Annotated in this window: 35 protein-coding genes; 16 read left to right on the top strand and 19 right to left on the bottom strand. The window is 70.7% G+C overall.

Features of this window, described 5'->3' with window-relative positions; all coding sequences use genetic code 11:
• Positions 1-65 precede the first annotated feature (65 nt).
• Positions 66-332, bottom strand: coding sequence for a DUF2530 domain-containing protein (locus tag ACZ6C6_RS25000; RefSeq protein WP_469205480.1), 267 nt, complete (start codon positions 330-332; stop codon positions 66-68).
• Between the two features lie 189 nt (positions 333-521).
• On the opposite strand from ACZ6C6_RS25000, the gene ACZ6C6_RS25005 reads away from it, so the two are divergent.
• Entirely contained in the window at positions 522-1,976 is a 1,455-nt protein-coding gene (locus ACZ6C6_RS25005; RefSeq protein ID WP_469205481.1) for an NCS2 family permease, read from the top strand.
• 27 nt (positions 1,977-2,003) lie between these two features.
• Here the strand turns inward: ACZ6C6_RS25005 and ACZ6C6_RS25010 are convergent, their stop codons facing one another.
• Positions 2,004-2,228 (bottom strand): hypothetical protein, encoded by a 225-nt coding sequence (locus ACZ6C6_RS25010; RefSeq protein ID WP_469205482.1) that lies wholly within the window; start codon positions 2,226-2,228, stop codon positions 2,004-2,006.
• Between the two features lie 177 nt (positions 2,229-2,405).
• On the opposite strand from ACZ6C6_RS25010, the gene ACZ6C6_RS25015 reads away from it, so the two are divergent.
• Complete coding sequence (locus ACZ6C6_RS25015) at positions 2,406-2,846, top strand: MarR family winged helix-turn-helix transcriptional regulator (RefSeq protein WP_469205483.1); 441 nt, start codon at positions 2,406-2,408, stop codon at positions 2,844-2,846.
• Positions 2,847-2,905: 59 nt separating this feature from the next.
• On the top strand, positions 2,906-4,240 hold the full coding sequence (locus ACZ6C6_RS25020; RefSeq protein WP_469205484.1) for an MFS transporter: 1,335 nt from the start codon (positions 2,906-2,908) through the stop codon (positions 4,238-4,240).
• 199 nt (positions 4,241-4,439) lie between these two features.
• Here ACZ6C6_RS25020 and ACZ6C6_RS25025 read toward each other — a convergent pair whose 3' ends face one another.
• Together ACZ6C6_RS25025 and pip are read right to left on the bottom strand one after the other, a co-directional pair.
• Positions 4,440-5,435: an aldo/keto reductase gene (locus ACZ6C6_RS25025; RefSeq protein WP_018101512.1), complete on the bottom strand. Its 996-nt coding sequence runs from the start codon at positions 5,433-5,435 to the stop codon at positions 4,440-4,442.
• 50 nt (positions 5,436-5,485) lie between these two features.
• Positions 5,486-6,454, bottom strand: a complete 969-nt coding sequence (gene pip / locus ACZ6C6_RS25030) for a prolyl aminopeptidase (RefSeq protein ID WP_469205485.1) — start codon at positions 6,452-6,454, stop codon at positions 5,486-5,488.
• A gap of 64 nt (positions 6,455-6,518) precedes the next feature.
• Here pip and ACZ6C6_RS25035 point away from each other — a divergent pair, with 64 nt between their 5' ends.
• On the top strand, positions 6,519-7,010 hold the full coding sequence (locus tag ACZ6C6_RS25035; RefSeq protein WP_469205486.1) for a hypothetical protein: 492 nt from the start codon (positions 6,519-6,521) through the stop codon (positions 7,008-7,010).
• A 7-nt stretch (positions 7,011-7,017) separates the two neighbouring features.
• Here the strand turns inward: ACZ6C6_RS25035 and ACZ6C6_RS25040 are convergent, their stop codons facing one another.
• Positions 7,018-8,493, bottom strand: a complete 1,476-nt coding sequence (locus ACZ6C6_RS25040) for a collagen-binding domain-containing protein (protein WP_469205487.1) — start codon at positions 8,491-8,493, stop codon at positions 7,018-7,020.
• Positions 8,494-8,683: 190 nt separating this feature from the next.
• Between ACZ6C6_RS25040 and ACZ6C6_RS25045 the strand changes: the two genes are divergently transcribed.
• From ACZ6C6_RS25045 to ACZ6C6_RS25070, 6 genes are all read left to right on the top strand, one after another.
• Positions 8,684-9,385 (top strand): SRPBCC family protein, encoded by a 702-nt coding sequence (locus tag ACZ6C6_RS25045; RefSeq protein WP_469205724.1) that lies wholly within the window; start codon positions 8,684-8,686, stop codon positions 9,383-9,385.
• Positions 9,382-10,056 carry a DUF4166 domain-containing protein gene (locus ACZ6C6_RS25050; protein ID WP_469205488.1) on the top strand — a complete coding sequence of 225 codons (675 nt, stop codon included), beginning with the start codon at positions 9,382-9,384 and terminating at the stop codon, positions 10,054-10,056. The genes ACZ6C6_RS25045 and ACZ6C6_RS25050 overlap by 4 nt, the downstream gene beginning before the upstream one ends.
• A complete protein-coding gene (locus ACZ6C6_RS25055) occupies positions 10,053-10,733 on the top strand; it encodes a TetR/AcrR family transcriptional regulator (RefSeq protein WP_469205489.1) in 681 nt (226 codons plus the stop codon). The genes ACZ6C6_RS25050 and ACZ6C6_RS25055 overlap by 4 nt, the downstream gene beginning before the upstream one ends.
• On the top strand, positions 10,730-11,734 hold the full coding sequence (locus tag ACZ6C6_RS25060; protein WP_469205490.1) for an endonuclease/exonuclease/phosphatase family protein: 1,005 nt from the start codon (positions 10,730-10,732) through the stop codon (positions 11,732-11,734). Before ACZ6C6_RS25055 ends, ACZ6C6_RS25060 begins: the two co-directional genes overlap by 4 nt.
• Before the next feature lie 105 nt (positions 11,735-11,839).
• Positions 11,840-12,541: a VOC family protein gene (locus ACZ6C6_RS25065; RefSeq protein WP_469205491.1), complete on the top strand. Its 702-nt coding sequence runs from the start codon at positions 11,840-11,842 to the stop codon at positions 12,539-12,541.
• A gap of 123 nt (positions 12,542-12,664) precedes the next feature.
• Positions 12,665-13,018 carry a hypothetical protein gene (locus ACZ6C6_RS25070; RefSeq protein ID WP_469205492.1) on the top strand — a complete coding sequence of 118 codons (354 nt, stop codon included), beginning with the start codon at positions 12,665-12,667 and terminating at the stop codon, positions 13,016-13,018.
• 53 nt (positions 13,019-13,071) lie between these two features.
• Here the strand turns inward: ACZ6C6_RS25070 and ACZ6C6_RS25075 are convergent, their stop codons facing one another.
• Positions 13,072-13,716 carry a DNA-binding response regulator gene (locus ACZ6C6_RS25075; protein ID WP_469205493.1) on the bottom strand — a complete coding sequence of 215 codons (645 nt, stop codon included), beginning with the start codon at positions 13,714-13,716 and terminating at the stop codon, positions 13,072-13,074.
• A gap of 66 nt (positions 13,717-13,782) precedes the next feature.
• On the opposite strand from ACZ6C6_RS25075, the gene ACZ6C6_RS25080 reads away from it, so the two are divergent.
• A complete protein-coding gene (locus ACZ6C6_RS25080; protein WP_469205494.1) occupies positions 13,783-14,625 on the top strand; it encodes an oxidoreductase in 843 nt (280 codons plus the stop codon).
• 28 nt (positions 14,626-14,653) lie between these two features.
• Here the strand turns inward: ACZ6C6_RS25080 and ACZ6C6_RS25085 are convergent, their stop codons facing one another.
• The 8 genes from ACZ6C6_RS25085 to ACZ6C6_RS25120 all read right to left on the bottom strand — a co-directional run bounded on the left by ACZ6C6_RS25085 (position 14,654) and on the right by ACZ6C6_RS25120 (position 19,171).
• Entirely contained in the window at positions 14,654-15,172 is a 519-nt protein-coding gene (locus ACZ6C6_RS25085) for a hypothetical protein (RefSeq protein WP_469205495.1), read from the bottom strand.
• Between the two features lie 225 nt (positions 15,173-15,397).
• Positions 15,398-15,853, bottom strand: a complete 456-nt coding sequence (locus ACZ6C6_RS25090; protein ID WP_469205496.1) for an NUDIX domain-containing protein — start codon at positions 15,851-15,853, stop codon at positions 15,398-15,400.
• A gap of 66 nt (positions 15,854-15,919) precedes the next feature.
• Entirely contained in the window at positions 15,920-16,771 is an 852-nt protein-coding gene (locus ACZ6C6_RS25095; protein WP_469205497.1) for a helix-turn-helix domain-containing protein, read from the bottom strand.
• Positions 16,772-16,783: 12 nt separating this feature from the next.
• Positions 16,784-17,308: a DUF6879 family protein gene (locus ACZ6C6_RS25100; RefSeq protein WP_469205498.1), complete on the bottom strand. Its 525-nt coding sequence runs from the start codon at positions 17,306-17,308 to the stop codon at positions 16,784-16,786.
• Entirely contained in the window at positions 17,277-17,591 is a 315-nt protein-coding gene (locus tag ACZ6C6_RS25105; RefSeq protein ID WP_469205499.1) for a hypothetical protein, read from the bottom strand. The genes ACZ6C6_RS25100 and ACZ6C6_RS25105 overlap by 32 nt, the downstream gene beginning before the upstream one ends.
• 121 nt (positions 17,592-17,712) lie before the next feature.
• Complete coding sequence (locus tag ACZ6C6_RS25110; RefSeq protein WP_469205500.1) at positions 17,713-18,117, bottom strand: hypothetical protein; 405 nt, start codon at positions 18,115-18,117, stop codon at positions 17,713-17,715.
• 77 nt (positions 18,118-18,194) lie between these two features.
• Positions 18,195-18,605 (bottom strand): hypothetical protein, encoded by a 411-nt coding sequence (locus tag ACZ6C6_RS25115; RefSeq protein ID WP_469205501.1) that lies wholly within the window; start codon positions 18,603-18,605, stop codon positions 18,195-18,197.
• A gap of 140 nt (positions 18,606-18,745) precedes the next feature.
• A complete protein-coding gene (locus tag ACZ6C6_RS25120; protein ID WP_469205502.1) occupies positions 18,746-19,171 on the bottom strand; it encodes a hypothetical protein in 426 nt (141 codons plus the stop codon).
• A gap of 331 nt (positions 19,172-19,502) precedes the next feature.
• Here ACZ6C6_RS25120 and ACZ6C6_RS25125 point away from each other — a divergent pair, with 331 nt between their 5' ends.
• Positions 19,503-19,892, top strand: coding sequence for an SH3 domain-containing protein (locus tag ACZ6C6_RS25125; RefSeq protein WP_469205503.1), 390 nt, complete (start codon positions 19,503-19,505; stop codon positions 19,890-19,892).
• Between the two features lie 55 nt (positions 19,893-19,947).
• On the opposite strand, the gene catA is transcribed toward ACZ6C6_RS25125, so the two are convergent.
• Positions 19,948-20,601, bottom strand: a complete 654-nt coding sequence (gene catA, locus ACZ6C6_RS25130; RefSeq protein WP_469205504.1) for a type A chloramphenicol O-acetyltransferase — start codon at positions 20,599-20,601, stop codon at positions 19,948-19,950.
• 94 nt (positions 20,602-20,695) lie between these two features.
• Between catA and ACZ6C6_RS25135 the strand changes: the two genes are divergently transcribed.
• Entirely contained in the window at positions 20,696-21,499 is an 804-nt protein-coding gene (locus ACZ6C6_RS25135) for a carboxymuconolactone decarboxylase family protein (protein ID WP_469205505.1), read from the top strand.
• A gap of 25 nt (positions 21,500-21,524) precedes the next feature.
• Here the strand turns inward: ACZ6C6_RS25135 and ACZ6C6_RS25140 are convergent, their stop codons facing one another.
• From ACZ6C6_RS25140 to ACZ6C6_RS25155, 4 genes are all read right to left on the bottom strand, one after another.
• Positions 21,525-22,382 (bottom strand): RNA polymerase sigma-70 factor, encoded by an 858-nt coding sequence (locus tag ACZ6C6_RS25140; RefSeq protein WP_469205506.1) that lies wholly within the window; start codon positions 22,380-22,382, stop codon positions 21,525-21,527.
• Positions 22,379-22,954, bottom strand: a complete 576-nt coding sequence (locus ACZ6C6_RS25145) for a carboxymuconolactone decarboxylase family protein (RefSeq protein WP_469205507.1) — start codon at positions 22,952-22,954, stop codon at positions 22,379-22,381. Before ACZ6C6_RS25145 ends, ACZ6C6_RS25140 begins: the two co-directional genes overlap by 4 nt.
• Before the next feature lie 79 nt (positions 22,955-23,033).
• Entirely contained in the window at positions 23,034-23,273 is a 240-nt protein-coding gene (locus tag ACZ6C6_RS25150) for a DUF397 domain-containing protein (RefSeq protein WP_469205508.1), read from the bottom strand.
• Positions 23,263-24,045 carry a helix-turn-helix domain-containing protein gene (locus ACZ6C6_RS25155; protein WP_469205726.1) on the bottom strand — a complete coding sequence of 261 codons (783 nt, stop codon included), beginning with the start codon at positions 24,043-24,045 and terminating at the stop codon, positions 23,263-23,265. The genes ACZ6C6_RS25150 and ACZ6C6_RS25155 overlap by 11 nt, the downstream gene beginning before the upstream one ends.
• Before the next feature lie 117 nt (positions 24,046-24,162).
• Between ACZ6C6_RS25155 and ACZ6C6_RS25160 the strand changes: the two genes are divergently transcribed.
• From ACZ6C6_RS25160 to ACZ6C6_RS25170, 3 genes are all read left to right on the top strand, one after another.
• Entirely contained in the window at positions 24,163-24,588 is a 426-nt protein-coding gene (locus ACZ6C6_RS25160; protein ID WP_469205509.1) for a hypothetical protein, read from the top strand.
• 211 nt (positions 24,589-24,799) lie between these two features.
• The gene (locus ACZ6C6_RS25165) at positions 24,800-25,678 is read left to right on the top strand and encodes a hypothetical protein (protein ID WP_469205510.1); all 879 of its coding nucleotides are present in this window, start codon (positions 24,800-24,802) and stop codon (positions 25,676-25,678) included.
• Between the two features lie 95 nt (positions 25,679-25,773).
• On the top strand, positions 25,774-26,448 hold the full coding sequence (locus tag ACZ6C6_RS25170; RefSeq protein ID WP_469205511.1) for a TetR/AcrR family transcriptional regulator: 675 nt from the start codon (positions 25,774-25,776) through the stop codon (positions 26,446-26,448).

The following is a 26,448-nucleotide window of genomic DNA, read 5'->3' on the forward strand; positions in this document are numbered from 1 at the left end:
CCCGCCGGAAGGTACGAAGATCGGACCGGGGGAGGACGGGAATCGTCCCGTGGTCGTACGCGGGCTCAGTCGTCCTGCGCCGCGCCCGCCGCGGCCGCGCGCTTGAGGGCCGCGTCCCGCCCCCGTACGTACCAGATGCCGATCAGGCCGAGGCCCGCGCCGGCCAGGCAGGTCCACACCCACCACAGGTGGCCGTGGTCGTCGAACCAGTTGTAGAACGGGATCTGGACGAGGAAGAGGACGAACCAGAGGATCGTGCCGCCGGTGATGGTCGCGACGACCGGGCCCTCCAGGGGCTCCGGCGCCTCGTGCTTGGGTGTCCACTTCGCCATGCGGCCAGTGTATGCGGCGCGTATATAAGCATCGTCGGGCCAGTCGGCCCAAGGGTCTACGCGCGGAGATAGCGATCTTCGCCTTATGTATTCATACTGAATCTGCTTACGGCTGGCTCGAATTATTCGTGTGAAAGTCCAAAGCTGACCACTTTTGAACCCCTCTACGCACCCTGACTGAGGTCATACATGTCCCCCTCGGCCACCGCTAAGGTCGACGCCACGCCGCCCCCGCCCTCCCCGTCGTCCGGCGGCCTGGACGGCTTTTTCAAGATCTCCGAGCGGGGGTCTTCGGTCGCCCGCGAGATCCGCGGCGGATTCGCGACCTTCTTCGCGATGGCCTACATCATCGTGCTGAACCCGATCATCCTGGGCAGCGCGAAGGACATGTACGGCCACCAGCTCGACGGCGGCCAGCTGGTCACCGCGACCGTGCTCACCGCCGCGTTCTCCACGCTGCTCATGGGCGTCATCGGCAACGTGCCGATCGCCCTGGCCGCGGGCCTCGGCGTCAACACCGTCGTCGCCCTCCAGCTCGCCCCCCGGATGAGCTGGGCCGACGCCATGGGCATGGTGGTCCTCGCGGGCATCGTGGTCATGCTGCTCGTCGCGACCGGGCTGCGGGAACGCGTGATGAACGCCGTACCGGGCTCGCTGCGCAAGGGCATCGCGATCGGTATCGGCCTGTTCATCCTGCTCATCGGCCTGGTCGACTCGGGCTTCGTCTCCCGCATCCCGGACGCCGCGCACACCACCGTGCCGCTCCAGCTCGGCTCCGACGGCCACCTCAACGGCTGGCCGGTCCTGGTCTTCGTGCTGGGCGCGCTGCTCACGCTGGTCCTGATCGTCCGCAAGGTGCCGGGCGCGATCCTGATCTCCATCGTGGCGATGACCGTGGTCGCGCTGATCATCGACGCGGTCGCGGACCTGCCGGGCGAGGCGTGGGGGCTGACCGTGCCGGAGTGGCCGGGCAATCCCGTGGCAACGCCGGACTTCGGGCTGCTGGGTCACTTCAGCCTGTTCGGCGGCTTCCACAAGGTCGGCGTGCTGACCGGCATCCTGTTCGTCTTCACCGTGCTGCTGTCCTGCTTCTTCGACGCGATGGGCACCATCCTCGGTGTCGGCGACGAGGCGAAGCTGACGGACCCCAACGGCAACTTCCCGGGCATCAACCGGGTGCTCTTCGTGGACGGTGTCGCGGTCGCCGCGGGCGGTGCGAGCTCCTCCTCCGCCTCGACCTGCTTCGTGGAGTCCACGGCGGGCGTCGGCGAGGGGGCCCGCACGGGTCTGGCCAGCATCGTCACGGGCCTGCTGTTCACGGTGGCGCTGTTCCTCACGCCGCTGGCGACCATGGTCCCCTCGCAGGCGGCGACCCCCGCCCTGCTGGCGGTGGGCTTCCTGATCATCGCGGGCTCGGTGCGGGACATCGACTGGAGCGACTTCACGCTCGCGATCCCGGCGTTCCTCGCCATGGTCATGATGCCGTTCACGTACTCGATCACCAACGGCATCGGCATCGGCTTCATCGCCTTCACCGTGCTGCGCCTGGCCTCCGGCCGGGGCCGCGAGGTGCCCGCCGCGATGTACGTGGTGTCGGCGGTCTTCGTCTTCTACTACATGATGCCGGCGCTCGGCCTCACGTAGGAGCGGGGCGCGGGCCGGGCCCGGGGGTCAGTTCGACTCCTCGGCCGGCACGCCGTCCGCCGGGCAGAGCTTCTCCGGCCCGTAGAACTTCTCCGTCTCCTCGACGGCCGCCTGGAAGCGCTCGTCGAAGTCGTCGCGAATGAGCGTCCGGACCACATAGTCCTGGACGCTCATTCCGCGTTTTGCGGCATGCTGCTTGAGCCGGTCGAGCAGCTCACCGTCTATGCGCAGGCTGAGCACTGTCGATCCCATGGCAAGCAGGGTTACGCCCCACGGGCCCGCCGCGCGAGATTTTCCGCCGCTGGCTCACTCGTTTGGGTGATCGATTGGTGATCCGGCTACAGCGGTCGGGTTGATCCGGCGTGATCCCGCTTACGCGCGTGTAACACAAGTAGTCTTTAGAGTAGGTAATGAGTTACGCTAACAAACATGCCTGACCTGATCCACGACAGCGACAGTGCCGCCGCCGTGAGCTCCCTCCGTTCCGCCGTCATGCTGCTCGGCCGGCGCCTGAAGCACCAGCGCGTCGACGAGTCGCTGAGCCCGACCGAGATGTCGGTGCTCGGGACGCTCGCCCGTTGTGGTTCCGCCACTCCGGGTGAGCTGGCCCGCAAGGAGCATGTGCAGCCGCCGTCGATGACCCGCATCGTCGCGTTGCTGGAATCGAAGGGTCTGGTCAGGCTGGAACCGCACCCCGACGACCGTCGTCAGAAGATGGTCAGCCAGACCGAGCAGGCCGAGGCCATGCTCGCCGAGAGCCGCAAGAAGCGGAACGCCTGGCTGGCCACGCTGGCCGAGGGTCTGGACGAGGACGAGTGGGAGACGCTGCGCCACGCGGCGCCCGTGCTGGAGAAGCTCGCCCACCTGTAGGAGACGCGCTCTCCGTCCCGTCGATCAGCAAGATGTCCACGCCGAGGAGGCGAACCCTTTTGAGTACGGGATCCGGAGCAGACTCCGCCCCCGCACCGACTTCCACCCACGAGAGCAAGACCGGCGGGACCTTCTCGTCGCTGAAGATCCGCAACTACCGCCTGTTCGCCACGGGCGCCGTGATCTCCAACACCGGTACCTGGATGTCCCGCATCACGCAGGACTGGCTCGTCCTGAGCCTCACCGGGTCCGCCGCCGCCGTCGGCATCACCACGGCACTCCAGTTCCTCCCCATGCTGCTGTTCGGCCTGTACGGCGGCGTCATCGCCGACCGGCTGCCGAAGCGCAAGCTCCTGCTCGTCAGCCAGGCCGCCCTGGGCGCCTGCGGTGTCGTGCTCGCCGTGCTCACGCTCTCCGGTGTGGTCCAGGTGTGGCACGTCTATCTGATCGCGTTCCTGCTCGGCATGGTCACCGTGGTCGACAACCCGGCCCGGCAGGCGTTCGTCTCCGAGATGGTCGGCCCCGCGCAGCTGCGCAACGCGGTCAGCCTGAACTCGGCGAACTTCCAGTCCGCCCGGCTCGTCGGTCCCGCCGTCGCGGGTGTGCTGATCACCACGGTCGGCAGCGGCTGGGCCTTCATGTTCAACGGCCTGTCGTTCCTCGCGCCGCTCGTCGGCCTGATGATGATGCGGACGAGCGAGCTCCACAAGTCCGTGGTCGTGCCGCGTGCGAAGGGCCAGCTCCGTGAGGGGCTGCGCTACGTCTCCGGGCGCCCCGAGCTGATCTGGCCGATCGTCCTGGTCGGCTTCGTCGGCACCTTCGGCTTCAACTTCCCGATCTGGCTGACGGCCTTCGCGGACGAGATCTTCCACGGCGGCGCCGGGATGTACTCGTTCTTCAACATCCTCATGGCCGCGGGCTCCCTGGCCGGTGCCCTGCTCGCCGCCCGCCGCCGCTCCTCGCGGCTGCGGATGCTGGTCGCCGCCGGTACGGCGTTCGGCCTGCTGGAGATCATCGCGGCGCTCGCGCCGAACGTCTGGGTCTTCGCGGTCCTGCTGGTGCCGATCGGCATGATCGGTCTGACGACCAACATCAGCGCCAACACCAGCGTCCAGATGGCGTCCGACCCGGCCATGCGCGGCCGGGTGATGAGCCTGTACATGATGGTCTTCGCCGGGGGTACGCCGGTCGGCGCCCCGATCGTCGGCTGGATCAGCGACGCGTACGGCGCCCGCACCGGCATGGTGGTCGGCGGCGCCCTGTCCCTCGCGGCGGCGGTCGGCATCGGGGTGGTCCTGGCCCGCCTCGGCGGTCTGCGCCTCAAGGTGGACCTGCGCCCGGGCCGCCCGCACGTCCGCTTCGTGCAGCGCGAGCAGCTGGCCACGGCGGCGTGAGCCGCTGAGCCCGTACGTGACCACGCGACTACGCGGCCCCGCTCCCGGTTCTCCGGGGCGGGGCCGCGTCGCGTTCACGAAAGCCGGGGCGGTTACGCTCGTCGGGTGGACCCGAAGACCAGAAACCGCATCATGGCGGCCGTGCTCGTACTGATGTTCGCCGTCGTCGCCGTGGCGGCAGCGCTCGGCTGACCGGCTGCTACCAGGCGAAGTTCTCCGGCGACGGGCCCGGGCCGGGGAAGATCTCCTCCAGCGCGTCCAGCACCTCCGCCGACAGCTCCAGCTCCACCGCGCGCAGCGCCGAGTCGAGCTGCTCCCGCGTGCGCGGGCCGGAGATCGGGCCGGTGATCCCGGGCCGGGTCAGCAGCCAGGCGAGGCCCACCTCACCCGGCTCCAGGCCGTGCTTGTCGAGCAGGTCCTCGTACGCCTGGATCTGCGCCCGCACCTTCGGGTCGGCCAGCGCGTCGCCGGAGCGGCCGGAGGTGGAGCGGGCGCCGCCGCCCTCGCGCTCCTTGCGGAGGGCGCCGCCGAGGAGGCCGCCGTGCAGCGGCGACCACGGGATGACGCCGAGGCCGTACTCCTGGGAGGCCGGGATGACCTCCATCTCGGCGCCGCGCTCCATCAGGTTGTAGATGCACTGCTCGCTGACCAGGCCGTAGCTGCCGCGCTGCCGGGCGCGCTCGTTGGCCTGGGCGATCTTGTAGCCGGAGAAGTTCGAGGAACCGGCGTACAGGATCTTGCCCTGCTGGATCAGTACGTCGATGGCCTGCCAGATCTCCTCGATCGGGGTGTCCCGGTCGACGTGGTGGAACTGGTACAGGTCGATGTGGTCCGTCTGGAGCCGCTTCAGGCTGGCGTCGACGGCCCGGCGGATGTTGACCGCGGACAGCTTGTCGTGGTTCGGCCACGCCTCGCCGTCGGCGCCCATGTTGCCGTAGACCTTGGTGGCGAGCACGACCTTGTCGCGGCGGTCGCCGCCCTTGGCGAACCAGGTGCCGAGGATCTCCTCGGTGCGGCCCTTGTTCTCGCCCCAGCCGTAGACGTTCGCGGTGTCGAAGAAGTTGACGCCGGCGTCCAGCGCGGCGTCCATGAGGTCGTGACTGTCGCTCTCGTTGGTCTGGGGGCCGAAGTTCATCGTCCCCAGGACGAGGCGGCTTACTTTGAGTCCGGTGCGTCCGAGCTGCGTGTACTTCATGGACCCCAAGCCAACTCCTTCGAGCGCGCTCGAAGCAAGCGGGTCCTCGCCTACGCCGCGGCGAACCGGTCCAGTGCCGTGAGGATCGCCCGCCTCGTCGTGGCCCCGCCCAGGTGTCCCGCGTCCTCGATCACCGTCAGCTCCGCGTCCGGCCACGCCTTGGCCAGCTCCCACGCCGTGCCGAGCGGCCCGCCCATGTCCCGCCGTCCGTGGATGAGCGCCCCGGGGATCCCGGCCAGCCGCCCCGCCTCCCGGATCAGCTGCCCCTCCTCCAGCCAGGCGCCGTGCGAGAAGTAGTGCGAGCAGATCCGCACCAGCGCCTCCCGGGCCCGGCCGGGCCGCCCGCTGTACGGGGGCGGCCCGGTGTGAGCCTCCCCGGAGAGCACCGCGTCCTCCCAGGCGCACCACGCGGCCGTCGCCCGCTCCCGTACGGCCGGGTCGGGGTCCACGGTGCGCCGGGCGTACGCGGCGAGCACGTCCGGGGTCGCGTCGCTCGCGGCCTCCGGGACGTGGGCCCGGAAGCGGTCCCACGCCTCCGGGTGGAAGAGGCCGGCGCCCCGGTACAGCCAGTCGATCTCGGTGCGCCGGGTCGTGGTCACCGCCGGGATCACGATCTCGGTGACCCGCTCCGGGTGCCGCTCGGCGTACGCCAGGATCAGCGTGGACCCCCACGAACCCCCGTACAGCAGCCAGCGGTCGATCCCGAGGTGTGCGCGGAGGCGTTCCATGTCGGCGACCAGGTGGTCCGTGGTGTTGTGCCGCAGGTCGACGGCCGGGTCGCTCGCGTGCGGCGTGGAGCGGCCGCAGTTGCGCTGGTCGAAGAGGACGACGCGGTAGCGCTCCGGGTCGAAGAACCGCCGGGGCCGGTCGGTGCAGCCGGAGCCGGGGCCGCCGTGGACGACGAGGGCGGGCTTCCCGGCGGGGTTGCCGCAGACCTCCCAGTAGACGTGGTTGCCGTCGCCGACGTCGAGCAGGCCGTGGTCGTGGGGTTCGATCGGCGGGTATCTGTCGTCGGACATGGCGCTGCGTCTCCCTGGGTCGGCGGCGTACACCTTAGGCATACGCGGTCGTAGCCTGGGCGGCGTGAACGCGACTCCCGAGGTACTGGCCGTACTGGACGAACTGCTCGCCGCCGCAGCCCCCGACGACCGGGGCGCCCTGTGGCAGCTCGACCGCCGGGGGAGGGAGCTGGACGCGAACCTCGTGCGGCTGCCGCCGGGCGCGGAGGTCGGGGAGCACCAGGAGGACGTGCTCGACGTCCTCCTGGTGGTCCTGGCGGGCGGTGGCAGGCTCGTGCCCGGTGACGGTTCGGCGCCGCTGACGCTGGCCCCGAGCACGGTCACGTGGCTGCCCCGCTCCTCGCGCCGCTCCCTGACGGCGGGCCCGGACGGGCTCGCCTACCTCACGGTGCACCGCCGCCGCCCCGGCCTGACGCTCAAGCCGACGGTGTACGCGCGGGAGGGCGGCGAGGCACCCTGCGCGCTGGACCGGGTGTGCCCGGAGTGCGGGCGGATGTCCCCGGAGTCGGCGCCGGTGTTCTGCAGTGCGTGCGGGGAGCGGTTCCCGGGGCGGTGAGGCCGCGTCAGTGCTTCGGGCGGCGCCTGCGACCCATCAGGAAGATCCCGGCCGTGGCCAGGGCGAAGGCTCCGGCCACCGCGTAGAGGGTGGAGGCCGTGCCGGTGTCGGCGAGCCAGCCGCCGTGCGGGGGACGGTGGTGGTGGTTGCCGTGGTTGCCGTGGTCGCCGTGGCCGGGCGGCACGGGGCGGCTGTGCGTCGGGTGCGGGCCGGGGGTGGATTCGGTGGGGGACGGGGCGGGCGTCGAGCCCGTGGGCGTGGGCGTGGGGCTTTCCGTGGAGCCGGTCGGGCTCGGGGTCGGCGTGGGGCTTTCCGTGGAGCCGGTCGGGCTCGGGGTCGGCGTGGGGCTTTCCGTGGAGCCCGTCGGGCTCGGGGTGGGGGACGGTGACGGTTCCTCGCCGTCGCAGTCGATGTCGGCGGCGAACGGGAACTGGTGGATCTCGCCCGCGTCCACCGAGTTCCCGTCGGCGTCGAGCGGCCCGGCCGTGAGCTCCCGTACGACGATCGTGCCCTCGATGTTGGACGCGTCGAGGTCCGTGAGGTGGGCGCGGGGCGCGTAGATCGTGCCCTCCAGCGAGTCGCCCTCCGTGATGGTGATGTCGGTGGCGTCGGGGAAGTTCCACAGCATGTACGGGGCCTGGTCGCCGGAGACGCCCGCGAGGTTCGGGATGTGCCACTCGTAGACGCTGTCCGTGCCGGTCGTGTCGACGTCGACGACGAACGGGGTCGTCGCGTTCGGCTGGTTGTCGAAGGTGAGCTCGGACAGGTTGTTCAGCTGCTCGCCGGTCAGCCGGAGTACGTTCGTCTCGCCCTCGGTGAGGGTGATGTGGGCGCTCGTCCCGGCGGGGAAGCCCGTCTGGTCCGGCAGCGGCTCCCCCTCGGCGTCGCGCAGGACGACGTTGGTGGCGCAGGTGTCGATGGCGTCCGAGCGGTCGCGGAAGGACGCGAAGAGGGCGTCGAGGTCCGGCAGGCCCGTGGTGTCGGTGACGGACTCGGCGGGCTGGCGAACCGTTTCCTGTACGCGGGGCGTCGAGTCGTAGCCGGACCCCGCCGCGACGATGCGGGTGTTGACCTGGGCGCCGTTGGAGTCCTCGTCCAGGACCGACGAGCCGGTCGGGTCGCCGACCTTCACGTAGCCGTCGCTGAGGACCTGGAGCACGCCCTGCGGCGAGCTGGCCGCATGATCGATTCTGCCGCCGACGAGCAGGGCGGTCGGGCGGTCGTCGCCGGGCGCGGTGAAGGTGCCGGGGGTGTGCAGCGCGACGTTGTACCCCGGCCCGTAGGTGAGGTTCCCGCCGATGGCCACCGACCCCTCGGTCTCCGTGCTGCCGAGGACGGCGTCGTCCTGGACGAGCACCCCGAAGCCGTTGTCCCCGGCCAGCGGGTTGCCGGAGTAGTCGGCCGAGGCGGGGGCGGTGGCGGCGGTGGCGGCGGCCAGGCACAGGAGGCAGGCCGTCGCGGCGAAGGCAGCGGTGCGTTTCATGCCCGGGAACGTAAGCCCGTGCGCCCGGCGCTCCCGGGCGGCGGGGCCGTGGTCCACCCGCACGTACGCGCCCGCGTCCCCCCACTGGCGGTTACGGGCACCGGCACTTGAGCAGTCGCTCAAATTCGCCTACTCTCTGCACCGTTGCGATTTGAGCGACTGCTCAATCGACCCGAGGGGGGTGGGGATCGTGGGTGGCGGCCTGTACATCGAGGCCCGGATCGGGGCTGACCCGGACCTCGTCTGGGAACGCACGCAGGACCCGGCCCGGCATCAGCGCTGGGATCTCCGGTTCACGCGGATCGCGTATCTGCCCGGCCCGGAGGGGGAGCCGCAGCGCTTCACGTACGGCGTACGGGTGCTGCCCGGGTTCCTCGTCTCCGGCACCGGGATCTCCGCCGGGGAGCGCCACCGCCCGGACGGCACGCGGACGTCGGCCCTCCGGTTCGCCTGCGCGCATCCGCTGTCGTTCCTGACGGAGGGGCGGGGCTACTGGCGTTACGTGCCCTGCGCGGAGGGCGGGCTCCGCTTCCTCACGGGCTACGACTACGCGCCGCGCTGGGGCGGGCTCGTGGACCGCCTGCTCTTCCGGCCGCTGATGGGCTGGGCGACCGCCTGGTCGTTCGACCGGCTGCGGCTCTGGTGCGAGCGCGGCATCACCCCGGAGCGGGCGCTGTGGCGGGCCCTGGGGGAGGTGGCGGCCCGGCTGCTCGTCGTGGCCGCCGCGGCCTGGGCCGCACCGCTCGCCGCCGTGCCGGTGCTCGTCGCCGCCGTCCTGGTGCCGCCGCTGCCCGGCACCCCGGCGGCCCGCCGCTGCCTGCGCCGCCCGCCGGGGCGGGGGCCCGCCACCACCGCGCCAGCCGCCCTGCTCGACCGCTTGGAGCGCCCGTGAACTCGATCTTCCGGCAGGCCCTGGGGGCCGACTTCGACCGCCTCCACCCCCGTATCCGGCGCCGCTTCTCCGTCGGCCTGGACAGCGGCGAGTCCTGTACGGGACGCGGGGTGATGGACCGCGTCTGGCACGGCGGCCCGTGGCTGCGGCCGTTCCTCGCGCTGGGCGGCACGCGCAACATCCTGCTCCCGCGCACCGGCCGCGACATTCCCTTCACCATCGAGAACGTGCCCTTCACGGACTCCTTCGGCCGTGAGACGGTCACCTTCGTGCGGACGTTCGCCTTCCCGGACGGGCCCCGGCGCTTCGACGCGACGATGGTCCACAGCCCGGAGCGCGGTTGCGTGGTCGACTACCTGGGGACGCACCAGCACCTCGCCACCGATCTGCACCTCTCGGTGGACGACGCGGGCGCCCTCGTCATCCGCTCCGGCGAACACCGCTTCCGGGAGGGCCCGGTGGACGTCCGGGTGCCGCATCTGATCGGGGGCGACGCGGTCGTCCGCGAGTCGTACGACGAGGCGGCGGACCGCTTCCGCATCCAGGTCCGCGTCACCAACCGCCGCTTCGGCCCCCTCTTCGGCTACGAGGGCTCGTTCACGGCGGAGTACGCACGGGCGCGCGGGATACGGCAGGATCTGCGTCCGGTACGCGAGGAGGTACGGGCATGAGCGGGGAATCCCGGAGCAGGGCCGGGCGGTCGTCGTCCGCCGAGGACACCCGTACCAAGCTCCTCACCGGGGCCCTCGCCACGCTCACCGAGCAGGGCATCGCGAAGACCTCCGCGCGCAGCATCGCCGCGACCGCCGGGGTCAATCAGGCGCTGGTCTTCTACCACTTCGGCACCGTCGACGACCTGCTCGCCGCCGCCTGCCGGTACGGCGCCGAACAGCGCCTCGCGACCTACCGGCAACGCCTGGACGCGGTCCGCTCGCTGGGCGAACTCCTCGCCGTGGCCCGCGAGCTGAACGCCTCCGAGCGCGCGGGCGGCCATGTCGCCGTGCTGGGCCAGCTGCTCGCCGGGGGCCAGACGCAACCGCGCCTCGCGGCGGCCACGGCGGCGGGCCTCACCCTCTGGACCGACGAGATCGAGCGGGTCCTCGCGCGCGTCCTCGCGGGCACACCGCTCGCCGAGTTCGTGGACGTGACGGGCCTGGCGAAGGCGGCCTCGGCGGCGTTCGTGGGCCTCGAACTGTACGAGGGCGTCGACCCGTCGGGCGCCGAACGGGCCCTGGCGTCCCTGGACCAGCTCGCCGCGCTGGCCGCCGCGCTGGAGGGCCTGGGGCCGGTGGCGCAGCGAGCGGTACGGTCCCGGTTGCGCAGGTCGGGGAACCGGGGGCGGGCGTGAGCGCGCGGTGGCGGGCCGCCGTGAAGTGGCGCGTACGGGAACGGGGCGACGGGCAGGCCCCCGGCGCCGCTCCCGGCCCCTGGCGGCACGGGAAGGCCCTCGCCGTCCTCGCCGCCCTGGCCGCGCTCCTCCTCGTCGCCCCCGGGCTCGTCCCCAACACCCCCGGCCGCCTCGGCAGCCTGCTGGAATCGTTCCTGCCCTGGCTCGGGCTCGCTGTCGTCCCCCTGCTGACCCTCGCCGTGCTGCGCCGGTCGGCGCTCGCGCTGGTGGCCGTGGTCCTGCCGGTGGCGGCGTGGGCGTACGCGTGCGGCGGGCTGCTGCTCCCGGCGGCGGACCCGGGCCCGCGCGACCTGGTCGTGGTGCAGCACAACGTCAGCGACGTGAACGAGGACCCGGCGGGCACCGCCCGCACGCTGGCGGCCCAGGGCGCCGACCTGATCGCGCTGGAGGAACTGGTCCCGGAGGCGTTGCCCGCGTACGAGAACGGCCTCGCGGCGCGCTACCCGTTCCACGAGGTCCGGGGCACGGTCGGGATCTGGTCGGTCCACCCCCTCGGCGGCACCCGGGCGGTCGACATCAAGCCGGAGTCCATCGCGGGGCCGTGGAGCCGGGGCCTGCGCACGGTCGCCCGCACCCCGCACGGCGAGGTCGCGGTGTACGTGGCGCACCTGCCGTCCTTCCGGCTCGGCGCGGGCGGCCTGGGCACCGCACGCCGCGACGAGAGCGCCCGGCTGCTGGGCCGGGCGCTGGACGCGGAGACCACGGGCCCGGTGATCGTGCTCGGCGACCTCAACGCCACGGTGGACGACCGGGGGATCGCCCCCCTGACGTCCCGGCTCGACGTGTCGCGGCGCGGGTTCGCGTTCAGCTTCCCGGCGTCCTTCCCGGTGGCGAGGATCGACCAGGTGATGGCGAGGGAGGCGACGGTGGGCCGGGTCCGCACGCTTCCGGCGACGGGCAGCGACCACCTGCCGGTGACGGCGCGGGTCACGCTGGACTGAGGGCGCCCCCGAAATCGGGATGCCCTTCCCGCACGCCGTCCCTAGGATGCGCGGGCGGCACGCCAACGGATCGGAGACGTACGGCACATGGCGCCCCACCTTCACATGACGCCCCACCTTTCGGCGATCGGCTTCCACGCGACCGACCCGGCGGACCTGGCCCGCTTCTGGGCCGGGCTGCTGCGCTGGGAGCGGTCCGGTGACGGCACGCTCGTCGTTCCCCCGGACGGCACGGGCTACGCGCTCCGCTTCACCGGGAGCCAGGTGCCCAAGACCCGGCAGAACCAGGCGCACTTCGACCTGACGAGCGCGACGCCGGAGGCCCAGCGGGAGACCGTCGCCCGGGCGCTGGAGCTCGGCGCCCGGCACATCGACATCGGCCAGACCCCGGAGGACGGCCACATCGTCCTCGCCGACCCGGACGGCAACGAGTTCTGCGTGATCGAGGCCGGCAACACGTTTCTCGCGGACACCGGGGCGATCGGGGCGGTCGCCTGTGACGGCTCCCAGGCGGTGGGCTACTTCTGGAGTGAGGCCCTGGGCTGGCCGCTGGTCTGGGACCAGGACGAGGAGACCGCGATCCAGTCCCCGGAGGGCGGTACGAAGCTCACCTGGGGCGGCCCGCCGGTGCGCGAGAAGCCGGACGTGAACCGCCTGTACTTCGAGCTGACGCTCCCGCCGGACGCGGACGGGGAGGCGGAGACCGCCCGCCTCGTCGACCTGGGCGCGCGGCGCGGACCGGACGGGGTCTTCCTGGACCCGGACGGCAACGAGTTCCGCGTACTGCGTGCGCCGACTCCGCAGTAACGCGGTTGTAACGGGCCTTCCCTAGCTTCCGATCGCCAGCCGGTTCGCGGCAACCCCCATACGGACCGGCGAAGTTCGGAGAGCGCGGTCACCCCCCGCGCCCAACTGCGAAGGAATACCCTCATGTTGCGACACAACGTCATGCGCGGAGTCCTGGTCGGCGCCACCCTGGCGGGCCTCACCGCCTTCGGCTCGGGCGCGGCGACGGCGGCGTCGGCCGACGCCACGCCCTGCCACGTCGGCGGCTACGTCTGCATGACCACGAACGACATCTACGAGCCGACGGTCTACGTCGCGGACGGCGACGACTACACGTTCCTGCGGCCCACCGAGGTCACCACGATCTCGAACGACACGTCGGTCACGTACTGCGTCGGCGCCGAGTACAACTTCTCGATCAGGCCGGGCCAGTCCATCCAGGTCACGCACACGATCGAGTCCCTGGAGGCGTCGCCCACCGGAGGCTGCATCTCCTGACCCCGGCCCCGGGCCTCTCCGCGCTCCCGGAGCGCGGAGAGACCGCCGGAGGTTCAGCTCCCCGGGAGCCCCAGCCTTCCGGCCCGCAGCCCGGCCTGGAAGCGGGACGCGGCCTGGAGCGTGACCATCAGTTCGGCCACCCGGCGGCGGTACGTGCGCAGGGAGAGGCCGAGGTGGCGGGCGGCCGAGTCGTCGGTGCGGCCCGTGCTCAGCGCTTCCAGGATGCGGCGGGCGTCCGGGGTCAGCTGCGGGGTGTCCGTGGCGAGGTACGTGTCGTAGTCCGCCGACCGGTCCCACATCGCGTCGAACAGCGAATGCACCCCGTCGATCATGGTCTTCGCGGTCGTCACGGAGTACTCGCGACCGGTGGGCGCCTCGCGGCCCGCGAGGATCATGACCCGGCGGTCGATGATGATCGTCTCGTGCGGGAGCTCCGCGTCCGTGATGCGCACCTGGGCGCCGCGGTCCAGCACGAGGCGCAGGTGGTCGCGGGTCGCCTCGTCCGCCAGGGCGGCCGGGGTGAGCAGCTTCCGGGTCGTGAAGCCGGGGCCCGGGGTCGTCCAGGTCTGCGGCCGGGGCCAGGTCGTCAGCGTACGGGCGGCGCACAGGAACTCGGTGCGGGCGGATTCCAGCAGGTGTCCGGCGCGTGCCAGCAGCTCCGCGTCGCCGTGGACCGAGAAGATCTGTTCGTTCCGCATACCGCCAGTCTGGCAGTAACCTGCCACGCGCTGGGCCGCCCCGGGGTCCCCGGAGAGCATGAATCCATGACGACCACCACTTTCGCCCTCGGCGGCGACCTCCCCGTCAACCGTCTCGGCTTCGGCGCGATGCGCCTGCCCATGGGCACGTTCGACGGCCCGGCCCGCTCCCCGGAGAACGGCATCGCGGTGCTCCGCCGGGCCGTCGAGCTGGGCGTGAACCACATCGACACCGCCGCGTTCTACGCCCGGGGCGACGTCCGCGCCAACGACCTCATCCGGGAGGCGCTGGCCCCCTACCCCGACGACCTGGTCATCGTGACGAAGGTCGGCCCGCTGCCCGGACCGGACGGCGTGCCCAGCGGCCAGGCCACGCCCGACCAGCTGCGCGCCCTGGTCGAGGCGGACCTGACCGCCCTCGGCGTCGACCGGCTCGACGTCGTCAACCTCCGGGTGGGCGGCATGAACGGCCCCGGCGGCGAGTCCGTGGCCGAACGCTTCGCCGCCCTGGCCGCCCTCCGCGAGGAGGGCCTGATCCGCCACCTCGGCGTCAGCAACATCGACGCCACCCAGCTCGCGGAGGCCCGCGCCATCGCCCCCGTGGTCTGCGTCCAGAACCCGTACGCGGACGACCTGGCCCTCCTCGCGGAGTGCGAGGCCGCCGGCATCGCGTACGTCCCGTTCTTCCTCCTCGGCGGCGGCCGCGAGCCCCTGGACACGACCCGCCTGGAAAAGGTCGCGACCCGCCTGGGCGCCACGACCGCCCAGGTCCAGCTGGCCCTGCTCCTGGCCGCGTCCCCGGCCATGCTGGCCATCCCCGGCACCGGGAACCTCGCCCACCTGGAGGAGAACATGGCGGCCCGCGACCTGGTCCTGAGCGAGGAGGACGTGGCGGAACTGCGGGGCTGACGCCTGGGGCCCGGGCCGTCCGGCCCCCCTACGTGGTCGGGGCGGGCTCGAAGTAGCCGGGTGTGCGGAACAGGCCCGCGAAGGTGCCGGGGCCGTGGCGGTCGTCGAGCCAGGTGCCGAGCCCCGTCGTGTCGCCGCTGATGATGGCGGCGAGCAGGTGTCCGTGGCACTCGTGCTCCTCGCCGGGGGCGAACTCCCGCAGGAAGTGGGCGTACCGGCGGTTCACGCCCGCTTCGTAGCTCCGGAGCGCGGCGGCGTATCGCGTTCGCTCGGCACTGTCCGGGAAGGGCACCGCTCGCAGGCGGTCGTCCTCGGTGAGCGTTCCCGTCACGTCCCGGAAGGCGAGCGCGCCGAGGACGTCCGGGGGCGCGGTGACAGCGGAGCGTTCGGCGGCCCGCCGGGCTATGGAGCGTGCTTCCCTGTCGCATGCTCCTTCCATGACGATCCCGAGATTGCGGGTGTGGTGACTCCCCTGCTCATCGGTGACCGAGTACGACTGACCCGTCACGCGGCGGTAGTTGATCCCGTACTGGGTGCGGACGGGCACCCCGGCCGCCTCCACGTACCGGCGACGCGAGCCGTAGTGGAGGCAGTCATGGGCGTACGCACGCAGCAGGTCGCCCTTCGGCGGCCCACCGGCCGAGGATGTCGGAGAGCGGGTGGAACACGTGGTCGGGGTGTTTCGCCCTGAGCACGGACGTGTCGGCACGCATGGCGGCGAGGGATGCCAGGGCCCCCGCTCCCGCGACGGACTCGTTCGGGGCGAGCGCCGTCAACGCGGGGGAGCCGACTTGATGAGTTGGACGTGGGACTCCTGCAACCCTTCCGGGAGCGTGTCCGGGCTGAACCACTGCGCCTCCAGGATCTCGAAGCTGTCGATCTTGAGCGTTCCGCCGACGTGCAGGGCCTCGTACGCGATCTCCACGCGGAGCTTGTAGCCGCTGGTGACCTGGACGAGCCGCCCGGGCACCACGACGAGGCCGGTCTCCTCCCGGACTTCGCGCACCACCGTCATCGGGAACTCCTCGCCCTTGACGGCGTATCCGGTCGGAAGGCCCCAGGGGCGGTCGGTCGGCCACATGCGGTGCTTCAGGAGCAGGACTTCCCCCGCCTCGTTGCGCACAACACCCGTGACGCCGACCATGAACTTGGCGTGGGCGAACCACAGGACACGCCATTGCAGCGGGCCGCGCATCAGTTTCCACACGCGGGCGACGATCCGTTTCATGGGCCACAACGCTAGAGCGTCCGCAGCCCCGTCACCGAGCAGGTTCTACGGAGTTGCACACCAGTCTCAGCCCAGAGCCGCGAGGGCATCCGCCACGAGCGAGCGGGCGCCGGCCCCGTGGACGGCCAGACCGCACAGGGCCGTCCAAGCCTTGACGTACATGCCGACCTCACTCGGCGCGGTCAGGGTGACCTGAGCCGTCAGCAGTTCCACATGTACGCGCTGATCATCGAAGACGTCGAAGGTTTCAAGAGTCCACATGTTCCGGCTTCGTGCGGAGAACGGGATGACGCCCACGGAGACGGCGGGCAGAGACATGACCGACAGCAGGTGGCCCAGCTGGCCCGCCATCGCTTCGACATCGCCCACCTGGTACCGCAGGACCGCCTCCTCGATGAGCAGCGCGAAGCGATGGCTTCCCTGGTGCAGCACACGGGCGCGAGCCATGCGCGCGTCCACGGCCGCCTCCGTGTCGTCCGGGGTGCCGTGGAACCGGCTCACGGACGACAGCAGCGCCGCGGCGTACGCGGGTGTCTGGAAGAGGCCGGGCACGACGTGCGACGCGTAGCCCCGGTGCAGCCTGGTGCGCTCGTACAGCGGCATGCGCGCCTCTTGCAGGCGACGCAGCCCAGTGCGCTGCAGCCGCTTCCATTCCATGTACATGGAGTCGGCCGTGCGGGAGGCCGCCACGATGTCGTCCGCCTCGGCGTCCGCGCCGCAGGCCGCACACCACGCGCGGATGTCGGCGTCGGACGGCGGCGTGCGGGCGCTCTCGATCCGCGACGTCTTGGACTTGTGCCAGCCACAGCGTGCGGCCAGCTCATGGCCCTTCAGGCCGGAGTCCAGCCGCACTTCACGGAGCCGGCCCGCGACAGCCTTGCGGGCGCCTTCGACACTGGATGACTGGTACTGGGGCATGAGCGGGCGAGGCTAGACCGTGAACAGCTCGTGCGGGGTCGCGCGCCGCCAGATGGTCTCGAACGACTCGCTGCACTTCGCGATCACCGACGCGTCGTGGCACATCTCGTTGCGGACCAGCGCCCCGTCCCCGGTGAAGTGCCCGAATCGGATCGCCCGGTCATCGAAGATCCACAGGTCGGCGCCCGGTACGAGCAGGGTGGCGGCCTCGGTGCGCGGCAGCCAGCGCACCTGTTCGCCGGCCTCCTGGTTCAGGTGCGTCGCCTCGTACTCGAAGCGGATGTACTCGCTGACCGGTACAGAGACCACGCGGACGCGGCGCATCTCGACGCCACGGGCCACGGCCTCGCGCACGAGGCCGGTCCACGCCCGGAAGTCCTCCTCGAAGGCGGGCGTGATCCCGCCCTCCCGCTTCCATTCGGCGAACCGTCCCCCGTCGTCGTATCCCTCGTACGAGTCCCGGAGCTCCAGATGCACGGCCGAACGGCGGCACTCCCCGATCAGTTCACTGAACGGCGGAACGCTGCTCGGCCTCATCGCACGCCTTCCTGATCAGCGGCACCATGCGCGCTGGGATACGGATCACCGCTTCGGAGTCGGGAATGTGCCCGACCGCCAGACATTCCGCTTCGGTCCCCTCGTCGGCCTTCCAGCCCTGCACCACCAGATCGGCCGACACACCGTCCACCCACACCGTCGGGCAGTTGTCGCCGTTGGTGTTCGGGTCCTTGCCGAAGAGCAGTAAAGCCATGACGTCGACCCCCGGATACTCGGTTGCGTCTTGTTGCATGAGCGTCGTCCGTCGACTGCGCAGCGTCAAGACCGCCTGTCCTCGGGCGGCTGGATTCATCCGCGAGCGCCACGACCGCCCGGGTCCAGCTGGTCCTGCCCCTGGCGCCGGAGCCGCCCGCCATCAGGGCCGGGCGGCTCCGGGGACAGGGCTACTCCTTGATGCTCATCCAGCTGGAGCAGCGGACCGGAGTCGTGTCACCCGGCCCGTCCACGGTGCACACCTGGGCCCGGTAGCTGTCGAAGGAGCGGATGTTTCCGTCGGTCTTCCTGACGTAGGTGCCGACGCCCTTGCCGTTGTAGAAGGTGGCCCAGTCCTGCCACGTCCCGTTGCCGGTGACCTCGATGTAGGCCCGCACTCCGTGGCCGTCGGCGTAGTGGTCCCAGAGCACGAAGTCGTCGCCGTCGTCGATGAACCGCAGCGCGGCGACGTTGTAGTCACCGACCTTGAGGTAGACGGACTGGTCGGTGGCGAACGCCGGACTGCTGGTCAGCCCCACCACGAGGGCGGGAACAGCCAGCACCGCCGCCGCTCTGCCGAGCCACTTCTTGGACATGAGAACCCCCGGATCGAAACGATGATGAATACGGCGGGACTGCCCGCCGGCCTGCACGCGGAACTTCACGAGGTCGACTACTCGTGAATGGTCATCCAGGGCGAGCACGAGACCGGAGTCGTGTCTCCCGGCCCGTCCACGGTGCACACCTGGGCCCGGTAGTCGTTGATGGTCAGGAGGTTCCCGTCGGTCTTCTTGACGTAGGTACCGACGCCCTTGCCGTTGTACCAGGACCCTCCGGACCAGTCGTACCACTTGTCCGTGGCACGGACCTGGATGTAGGCCCGCACTCCGTGGCCGTCGGCGTAGTGGTCCCAGAGCACGAAGTCGTCGCCGTCGTCGATGAACCGCAGCGCGGCGACGATGTTGTCGCCCTTCCAGAGGTACACGGACTGGTCGGTGGCGAATGCCGGGCTGGTGCCCAATCCGACCACGAGGGCGGGAACAGCCACCATCGTCGCCGCTCTGCCGAACCATTTCTTGGACATGAGGTACCCCCGAATTGAGTGAGTGACTGAATACGCCCTGCGACGCGGTCGGCGCGGGCGTGGATAGAGACGGATCGAGTCCGACGGCATGCTTCACACCCGAAAATTCCGAGCCCTCCGGTATTCGGGTGCCGGTGGTGTCAGGCGAAGCTGTGGGACCACGAGGATGAAGCCCGGACAAAGCTCCCGTTGTTGTACAGCGCGGCACGGAACTGGATTTCGTGGCCTTCGGTGAAGTTCTTGTTGCAGCCGCCCGAAGTCCCCGCGCCGAGCTTGCTGACGCAGGCTCCGGTTCGCGATCCGTCGACGTCACGCCACTCGACGACCGCGGCGTAGCCATCCGCCTTCGTGTCGTGCACCTTGAACCAGTCGCCCAGGCCCGTGAAGGAGACGGCGGCCCCGGTGATGTCCTGGTACTCCCAGTGCTGGTCGACGTCCGCGGGGTACGAGCTGGACGCGTAGTCCGTCTCCGAGCCGTAGTAGGCCGCGGAGGCGATGGAGGGGGTCAGCAGCATCAAGGCCGATGCGGCACCCGCGGTGAGTAGTGCCTTTCCGGAACGGCGCACGTGGGAACCTCCAGGGGATTGTGTGCAGAGGGGTGGGGAACGGCGGCCGGCTGTGACGGGGGAGAGGTGCAACACCGCTTGCGCAACCGGTAGTTGCTGTCTTGCCGGCCGCCGTGTGGGAGACATCAAGCACCACCGTTCGAGGACGTGTCAATACTCTTTGCTGGAACCATTTGCGAATGCGGTCTTGAAGCTCAGATGATGCTCAAGTCCCGTCGCTCCCAGTCGAGTTGCTGGCAGTGTGCGCGACTGAGGAGCGCCCGGCGTTCGGCATGGGCGGTTCTTCCCGGACTGCGAGAAAACCACCGACAGGGATCTGAGAGGGAATGAAATGACTGCGATGTCACGCCGGTTTGCGGCGGTCGGTCTGTCCGTTCTGTTCGCGGGGGCGGGATTCGTCACCGCACCCGCCGCCACGGCAGCCGTGGAGAGCGCCGACACCTGCACCCACCCGAGCTGGTCCAACAAGGACGCGGGGGTCGACCAGGTCCGCTACGACCTGCTGAACGGGGCGCCGATCAGGACGGGCCCGAACGAGGGCTGCGGCGTGGTGGGCAGGGCCGACTGGAACTACGACGTCTACCTGCACTGCTACACGATCAACAGCTCCGCGAACATCTGGGACCACGTCCGCGCCTACAACCGCTTCACCGGCGACGAGATCAGCGGCTGGATCTACGAGGGCAACCTCGACGGAATCGGGTCCACGAAGAAGTGCTGATCCGACCCGGCCGCCCGGCGGGCCCGTCCGCCGGCCTGCGGCCGGGCCCCCGGCCCTACAGCCAGCCCTCCGCCTCCGCCATCAGCGCCTCCACCTCATCGACCAGGCGCGCCGTGTGGAAGCCGTCCGCCGCCGCGTGGTGCACCTGCACCGCCAGCGGGAGGAGGACGCGGTCGTCGCGCGACAGGTACCGGCCCAGCGTGAAGATCGGGGCCAAGTGGTCGTAGCCGTCCCGGATGTTCAGGTTGAAGCCCGTGAACTCGCGCCACGGGAGGCTCGACACGTCGAAGGCGTTCGCCGGGGGCGGGCCCTGGGGGAAGAACTCCGTCGCCCCCGCGTGCTCCGCCAGCAGCGGTGCCGCCGCCTCGTGGAACGCCCCGAAGTCCGCGTCATAGGCCGCCCACACGCACGCGAACGTCTCACGCTCCGCGTTGAACACCGTGAACGCCGGGTGCACCACCGGCCACACCGCCGGGTCCCCGGACTCCGTCAGGCACAGCCGGAACTCCTCGTGCCGGTTCACCACCGTCGCCAGCGCCCACACCTGCGCCACGTACGACTTGCGCGGCGAACGCCGCAGCGCGGCCGTGAACGCGGTGACGTCCACCTCCACCGTCATCGAGTACGTGCACGGCACCCGCCGCCGGTAGTGTGCGAAGTGCTCCCGGCGCGGCCAGGTGTCCAGATCGATCGGGTTCGGCACGTCCATCCGGGCATCATCGCAGCCACCCCCGCCCCCGCCCCACCCGTTTTCGCGGGGCGCGCTTGCGTTGGAGTGCACTCCAACTCCTACCGTCATCCGCATGAGCACCGAACAGCAGAACGACCGGTACGAGCGTGGTTACGCGGCCCTCAGCGAGGTCGCGAACGGAGCCCAGGACGCCGTCATCGACGGCCTCGCCGACATCGCCCCGCACATGGGCCGCTACATCGTGGAGTTCGGCTTCGGCGACATCTACACCCGCCCCGGACTCACCCGCCGCCAGCGCCAGTTGAGCACCGTCGCCGCCCTCGCCGCGATGGGCAACGCCGCGCCCCAGCTCCGCTTCCACATCGGCGGCGCGCTCAACGTCGGCTGCACGCGTGAGGAGATCGTCGAGGTCCTGATCCACGTCACGGTGTACGCCGGTTTCCCGGCCGCCCTCAACGGCCTCACCGCCGCCCGCGAGGTCTTCGAGTCCCGTCCGGACGAGCCTCCGTTCGTACCCGCCGACTCCTCCGCCGACCAGGGCGGCGACCGCCTCGAACGTGGTCGGCAGGCCCTCGCCGACATCGACGGGCACGCCGGGCAGCAGGTCATCGACTCCCTCAAGGACATCGCGCCCGACCTCGCCCGCTACGTGCTGGAGTTCTCCTTCGGAGACGTGTACTCCCGCACGGGCCTCGACCTCCCGACCCGCGAACTCGTCACCGTCGCCCTGTGCACCGCCCTCGGCACGGTCGGCCCGCAGCTCCGCGTACACCTCCACGGCCTCCTCAACGTGGGCGGCACGCGGGAGGAGGCCGTGGAGGTCATCACGCAGATGGCCGGTTACGCCGGTTTCCCGGCCGCGCTGAACGGGCTCACGGCTGCGCGCGAGGTGTTCGCGGCGCGGGACGGCGCATAGCCCTGCGGGGGCAGCAGCGGCGGGCCTACGTGGCGAGCGGAACAGGCTCGTCCAGCCGCGTCAGCTTCCGCGGATTCCGCACCAGGTAGACCCGGCTGATCCGGCCCTCCTCCACCACGAGGCTCACCGCAGTGGCGAGCTCGCCGTCGATCTCGATGCGGCCCGCGGGGGCCCCGTTGAGCCACACGGCGGTCGCTGTCACCCCGGCCGCCCGCGCGAGGACCTGCGCCACGAGGTCGACCCCGTGGACCGGGGCCAGCGCGGCGGGCGCGAGTCCGCCACCGTCGGCGATCAGGACCACGTCCGGCGCCATGATCTCGACCAGTGCCTCCAGCTCCCCGGTGCGCAGGGCGAGCAGGAACCGTTCCACCACGGCCTGCTGCTCCGACCGGCTCACCCGTACGCGCGGCCGCCGGGCCGCCACATGCTCGCGTGCCCGCCGCGCGGTCTGCCGGACGGCCGCCGCCGACTTCCCGAGGGCCCCGGCGATCTCGTCGTACGGCAGCTCGAACACCTCGCGCAGCACGAACACCGCCCGCTCGGTCGGCCCGAGCGTTTCGAGGACGGTCAGCATCGCGATCGAGATGTTCTCCGCGAGCTCCACGTCCTCGGCGACGTCGGGCGTGGTCAGCAACGGGTCCGGCAGCCACTCGCCCACGTAGTCCTCGCGACTGCGCGCCAGCGTCCGCAGCCGGTTGAGCGACTGCCGCGTCACTGTCCTGACGAGGTACGCCCGCGGGTCGCTCACCCGCGCCCGGTCCACCCCGGCCCACCGCAGCCAGGACTCCTGAAGCACGTCCTCCGCGTCGGCCGCCGAGCCGAGCATTTCGTAGGCGACCGTGAAGAGCAGGCTGCGATGGGTGACGAACGGGTCCTGCGTCATGCCGTCGGCGCCCCGTCGGACGTCCCGCGAGCGGCCAGCGGGACCTCGCAGGCATCGGAGTAGCCCTGCGAGGTGATCCCGTGCGCCGTGTTGCACCGGGCCGCCAGGTTCGCGAAGCCGATGAACACGGTGAGCTCGACCAGCGCGGCCGGGCCCAGCCGGTCGAGCAGACTCGCCGACAGCTCATCGGTGACGGTCGGGGGCGTGTTCGTCATGGCCTCCGCGTACTCCATGACCTCCCGCTCCAGCGGCGTGAACACCTCCGACTCCCGCCAGCGCGGGACCTGGCTCGCCTTGGCCAGGTCCAGACGCTGGTTCAGAGCGGCGAAGTAGTTGATGTCCAGGCACCAGCTGCAACCGATCTGCGCCGCGACCGCCATGTGCGCGAAGGTCTTGAGGCCCGCGTCGGCCGCGTCCCAGGTCGCCACCTGGGACGCGAACTGCTGGTTGGCCTCAGCGAGCGCGGGGTGGTTCCACAGCACCTCGTGGGGCTCCGGCACGGAGCCGAGCTGCTCGATCAGGTTCTCGCGGAGCCCGGTAGGAATCTCGGCCTTGGGAATGCGCAGCGCCATGGTGTTCTCCGTAGTCGTTCGGCTGTTTGACATGGAGACACCGCCCGGCCGCCGAATGTGACATCGGCGCGGGGCCGCGTTACGCGGCGGTGTGGCGGATGAACGTGTCCCAGGCGTCGGGGGAGACGGCGAGTGCGGGGACGGTGATGTCCTTGGAGTCGCGGATGTGAACGGTGTGGGGGCAGGTGGCGACCTCTACGCAGTTGCCGCCGCCTTCGCCGCTGTAGCTGGACTTGGACCAGGAGAGGGCGACCTCGACGCAGTTGCCGCCTTCTGGGCCGCTGTAGCTGCTCTTGAACCACTCAAGGTCAGTGCTCATAGTCCTTTACCATCTGCTTGATCAGCTCGCGCGACTCTTCCGGGCTGAGAGCCTGGGACCGCAGCATGCCATACCTGGCGAACAGCTCACCCAGCTGGGGCTGTTCGCTGACGAGGAAGTTGCGCCCCTGGACCTCCAGATATGCCAGCCAACGCCGGTCCTCGGTCTCCAGCAGTGCGAACGACCCACCCAGGCCGGCGTGTGCTTCCCGGTGGGGCGACATCACCTGGATACTTACGTGACGCAGACGACTGATGTCGAGGATGTGCTGGAGCTGGGCTCGGTGCACCTCTCGACCTCCGATGGGGCGGTTGAGCGCGCCCGGTTCCAGTACGAAGCTGATGTCCGGAAGCGGTTTGCGTGTCAGTAGCGTCTGTCGTGCCAGACGTCCGGCAACCAGCCCCTCGATGGTCTCGTCGTCCAACGGCGGGCAGGCTTGGCTGAACACAGCGCGTGCGTGATCCTCGGTCTGCAGCAGTCCGGGCACCACGTGGCACTCGTATTCGTAGCGCGCTACGGCCTTGGCTTCCTCGTCGGCGAACGGTTCGAACCAGGTCGCCACGTTGCTGAACTTCAGCTCTGCTGCGGCGACGAGCAACGCGCCTCTGGCCCCCGTCGCCGAGTCCGCCTTCGGGATGAAGTCCCCCTTCGGCGGCCTCTGGCCCCTCTCCACCATCGCGACTTGCGACTTGGAGAAGCCGATACGGAGCCCTAACGCCTCTTGCGACAGTCCCGCTCTGTCGCGGTAGTAGCGCAGCAGCGCACCGAACATGCGGGGGGTACTGCCGCCGGTATTACTGGAGTGCACAGCCCCACCTCCAAGTGCACAGCAGTGCACAGATGCCTTGTGTCCCTGGTCACAGTAGGTGCGGGCGTCGACGCTTACCGTATGGAACCGAAAAATTCACCGAACCCGGTGCCCTGCTGGATTCCCGCCAGCGGTCACGCCCTCCGTCACGCGGGCATCCACTTCGACGCGGTCCGGATCTCCGGCGTGTTCGGAGAGCAAGTTGCATACGAGATCATGCAGTTCACGGATTTTCAGGCCGGGCCGATCATCCGGTCCTGGATCGGGATGCGGAGTATGTACTTCCTGGTCGAGCCCGGCACGGCGAGCGCGTACCGCTGGCCGGCGGGTGTGGACGCGCTCGTGCGCAAGGGCTCGGACTTCGTGGGCGTGCCCGCGCTGTGCGGGCTGACGTACCCGCTGGACTGGCGTTCGGAGCCGACGACCGACGATCCGTTCGTGGATACAGCACTTCTGTTCGAGCTGGTAACCAAGGTGGTGTCGGACGGAATTTCTGCTGTACGTTGATGGCGTCGTTACGCTCCGTGTGCGACCGTGCACACGGGGCGGCCCTCGGGGGTGCTCGCAACACCGGGTCCGAGGGCCTTCACCCCTGATGGATTCACGAGGTCCACCGAAGATGCTTTGGCATGCTATCTCGCCCTCCCGCGCCTATGTGAAGGCCGCGCACGATGTCGTGCGTCATTCGAACCTGAGCAGTGACGCAAAGGTTCTGATCATGTATGTGCAGGGTTTGCCCGAGTCCCGCGCGAGCGAAGCGCTCAGCGATCACGCGAAGCGGATCGGCATCAAGGGCCGGGCGTACCAGAAGGCCAAGTCCCAGCTGAAGGAGGCCGGTTACGTCCACGAGTGGCGCTGGCAGGGCCAGGGTGGGCTGTGGATGACGGATCAGCTGTTCTCCAACGTGCCGCTCACGGACGAGGAGGCGCGGGGGCTCAGGAAGGCGAACGCGCAGGCCGCACCGGCTGATCGGTCACCGGCGGGCGGTCAGGCGGGCACTCGGCCGGTCGGGGCTTCCCAACCAGAGGTTGAAGAAGAACGTAGGGAGAACAACCCCCACCCACCCACCGAAGCGCCTGCGGCCAACGCGCCTGCGGCCAACGCGCCTGCGGCCGAAGCGGTGGAGCCGGTCGCGGCGACCGACCCGGACGTCGCCCAGGCCGAGCGCGTGCTGCTCTCGCTGCGGCACGCGAACCCGCAACTGCACCTCGGCGTACGCGAGGCGCGCAGCCTCTCCGAGACGGCGGCGGACTGGCTGCGGCGGGGCGTGAAGGCGGCGGACCTGCGGCAGGCGCTGGTGAACGGCCTCCCGGTGGAAGGCGTACGGTCGGCCTACGGCTTCGTACGCCACCGCCTCGTGCACAAGCTGCCGGAGGCACCCGCGCCCCTCGCGCCGGTGGCGACGGTCAGGCCGCACGTGACGTGCGAGGGGGACGGGCCGGAGCATGTGTTCCGGCCCAGGGCGGACGAGACGCTGTGCGGCCCGTGCGCCCGGCAGGCGGCCGAGGAGGCGCACTTCGCGAAGTACCCGTCCCGGCAGCAGCCCTGGCGGGAACGGGTCGCGACGATTCTGGAAGCGGGCGCGGCCACGCCATGAGGCGTACGTCCGTTCGTGGTGTGGCGGTCTTTGCCGTGGACGCGGCGGGGCGGGGACAGTGGTGGCTCGGGGGCCGGACGGACTGAGGAGGACCCGTGGTGGATACCGTGGTGGAGCTTTGGGACGGCGTACGAGCGGTGCGCGACCCCGCGCGGGTGCGTGCGCAACTCATGGCGGCCGGACGGACGTTGTTCGCGATCTACGGCTACGCGCACACGTCCGTCGAGGACCTGTGCGCGGAGGCGCAGGTGGAGGTCCGGGACTTCCACCGTGAGTTCGCCTCGCGCGAGGCGCTGCTCACCGACCTGTACGACGAGGTCGCGATGGCCGGGATGCAGGCCGCGCAGGCGGAGCTGGCGGCGGAGGACATGGAGACCTGCCCGACCGAGGAGCGGGTCCGCAGGCTCTTCGAGGCGTACGTCCGGGCCGTGACGCGGGACCCGCAGGCGGCCCGGGTGGCCTTCGTGGAGGTGCTGGGCGTGAGCCGGGCGATGGAGGAGCACCTCACGATGTGGCGCTCGGTGTGGGTGGAGTTCCTGACGGCGGAGTCCGAACGGGCCCGGACGCGGGGCCACGGGGTGGACGGCGACCTGGAAGTCGTCGTGAAGGTGCTGACCCGGTCCGTGGACGAACTGCTCGCGCACCACGGGCGGCGCCCTCGGCAGGTGCCGCCTTCGTGGCTGACCAGCGAGTTCACGCGGCTGTCGATGGCGATGATCGGTCCGGCGCATCCGGATGCCCCGGGAGCCTCCGGGGGCGCCACCGTTTGA

The organism is Streptomyces sp. NPDC041814 (genome assembly GCF_055590565.1).